Source organism: Brevibacterium sp. UBA7493 (assembly GCF_002479565.1).
Lineage (GTDB): Bacteria > Actinomycetota > Actinomycetes > Actinomycetales > Brevibacteriaceae > Brevibacterium > Brevibacterium luteolum.
This window is the reverse complement of the sequence record NZ_DLOD01000008.1, coordinates 219,823-222,390: the sequence shown is the minus strand read 5'-3', so window position 1 is coordinate 222,390 and position 2,568 is coordinate 219,823. Positions and strand designations below refer to the sequence as shown.

Sequence of the window (2,568 nt, the reverse complement as noted above, 5' to 3'; positions counted from 1 at the left end):
CAAGACATTGTGAGCGCCTACCGAACCAACGACGGCAACGAGGGCAAGAAGCTCTTACAATCAGTCATCGACGATCTGACGACGAATCTGCCGACAGGACTGGTCGAGCTCAAGCGGTTAGGACGGACTCTGAAGCGTCGAGCTGCTGATGTCCTGGCGTTCTTCACCCGACCGGGAACGTCGAACGGGCCAACTGAAGCGATCAACGGCAGGCTCGAACACCTACGGGGCTCAGCACTGGGATTCCGCAACCTCACGCACTACATCGCGAGATGTCTGCTCGAGTCCGGCGGCTTCAGACCGGTTCTACACTCTCAATTACGATGAGCCACTTAAGGTAGCTCGCAGACAAATGAGAAGGCTGCACACACCTTATATCGTCGCTGACATCCAGACGAGGCCTAATTCTCGTGCGGTAGCGGCAACATCAACTGCGGTTTCGATGGCGAAAATATCGTCTCGGCTAGGCGGGCGTACGATACCTGTTGAACCGGCAGCCTTACTCAGAAGCCACCGAGGGTCTCGGAAAGGTTCGACAAAATGCTCGTTTACAGATTCGCGAGCCTTAATCACTGCGTCGCCCTTTGTTCCCTGCTGGTAATCTGAGGGTTGCTGAAAGAAGTTCGAACTCTTCAATCGTTCAGAGCTTTTCGAGTATATCTCCGCAACCTCGTGTTGAAACTTCGCCTTATTGGGTCGAGTTGACTCGCGAGAGAGCTCCGTTAGAAAGTCCTCTCCAGTCTGTGCGTCACGCAGGGGGCCGTCTGGATTGGGCCGACCGTTCCAAGGGCTGTCGGGAGTAAACGTCCAGTAGTTATGCCACCCGGAAGTCGGATTCATACGATCGTGGTAGAGGTTTCTAGGGTCAGTAAATGAGCTTCGCTCGACTAGCGTATGGTCTGCGTGCTGAGAGTATAGATCCTCGCTAGTCCACACCGATGGACACGCGTAGCGAACTTTCACATCGGGATTATTGTCGGCCAGGTCGCATAATGCAGAAAGTTGAGAGTGGTCAGTGACTGATTGACCGTTTACTCGACGTGTAGACCGTACGTCGAAGCGCAAAAAGGGGCGACCGCGCCATACGGATTGCCGGTGATTCGCTCTGAGATAGTAAGGCCGCTTGTACTGGATGAATGTATTTACAACGCCGTGGATGCGCGGCATACCGGGAGGGTTTGCCCGAGGGTATCCGACCGTTCGCGGCGTGCCTGGAAACGAACCGAACAGTAATCGGTAGGTCGTGGACGTCGGGTCAAGTTGGACCGAAAAGTCGAAGCCAAGGTCTTTTTCAAGGGCTCGGCCCGGGCTGAACATAACAACTGCGCCAGGCTTGATGGACGATTGGAGAATGAAGCTCGAGTTGGCGAGTGTTTCAAATTCCTTTTCTTCGAATCCAGGTCTCTCAGGCATGGACTTCCTTCCGAGGGAAATATCTAATATTTATATTAGCGGAAGGGTGAATGGGTTGGAAGGTTCTACGTGGACGATTGCGAGCGGGCGATGACATGCCTCCTTTTTCGCCGAGAGATGCTGTGTTGTCGCGACGTCGATCATCAGTGTGCGACAGCTCAAGTTTGGTAGGCGAAGCGCTCGTATGACGGGGGCAATCCCGGTGTGAGGGGTGTGCCGAAAGCTTCTGTTCTACAAGGTGGAGCCAGAAAGACCGCGGCGGCCGGTGCGCGGTTGCCCGTCAGGCTAGCGAGGCCGGCTGAGGGTCAGCTCAGAGCGCGTAGTCGACGACCACCGGCGCGTGGTCGGATGCACCCTTGCCCTTGCGCTCCTCGCGGTCGATGAACGCACCGCTCGCCGCCTCGGCGAGGGTCGCGGAGGCGAGCTGGAAGTCGATGCGCATGCCCTCCTTCTTGGGGAAGCGCAGCTTCTGGTAGTCCCAGTACGTGTACACACCGGGGCCGGGAGTGAACGGGCGGGCGACATCGGTCAGGCCGGCGTCGAGGAGTGCCTGAAAGGCGTCGCGCTCAGGCTGGGAGACGTGCGTGCAGCCGGCAAAGGCCTCCATGTCCCACACATCCTCATCGTGCGGGGCGACATTGAAGTCGCCGCAGAGTACGAGCTTGGCCTTAGGGCCTCCGGCTAGCTGCGCGGAGACGTCATCGCGCAGCGCCGACAGCCACCGCAGCTTGTAGTCATAGTGCGGATGATCGAGCTCGCGGCCGTTGGGCACATACAGCGAATGCACGCGCACCCCGCCGCAGTCGGCGTTGATGGCGCGGGCCTCCACGGCGTCGTCATCGCCGAAGCCGGGCACGTTCTCGAAGCCGAGCTGCACATCGGCAAGCCCCACCCGGGAGGCGATCGCCACCCCGTTCCACTGGTTCAGCCCGTGATAGGCGACTTCGTACCCGCGCTCCTCGAAGATCGCGACGGGCATCTGCGCGTCCTTGCACTTGAGTTCCTGGATGGCGAGCACATCGGCATCCGAGCGCTCCAGCCATGCACCGATGCGTTCGGCGCGGGCCCTGACAGAGTTCACGTTCCATGTAGCGATTCGCACGCCCCCACTCTAACCGAGGGCCCAGCCGCTGCCGCCTCCCTGGACCCACGCCT

At 59.0% G+C, this 2,568-nt stretch carries 2 protein-coding genes; one reads left to right on the top strand and one right to left on the bottom strand.

Going from position 1 to position 2,568, the window contains the following annotated elements; translation table 11 throughout:
* Positions 1-327 (top strand): transposase (locus B4E96_RS06040; protein ID WP_286956781.1); only part of this gene is annotated, 327 nt, incomplete at its 5' end.
* A gap of 1,396 nt (positions 328-1,723) precedes the next feature.
* Here the strand turns inward: B4E96_RS06040 and B4E96_RS06035 are convergent.
* Positions 1,724-2,515 carry an exodeoxyribonuclease III gene (locus B4E96_RS06035; protein ID WP_286956780.1) on the bottom strand — a complete coding sequence of 264 codons (792 nt, stop codon included), beginning with the start codon at positions 2,513-2,515 and terminating at the stop codon, positions 1,724-1,726.
* Between the last annotated feature and the right edge of the window lie 53 nt (positions 2,516-2,568).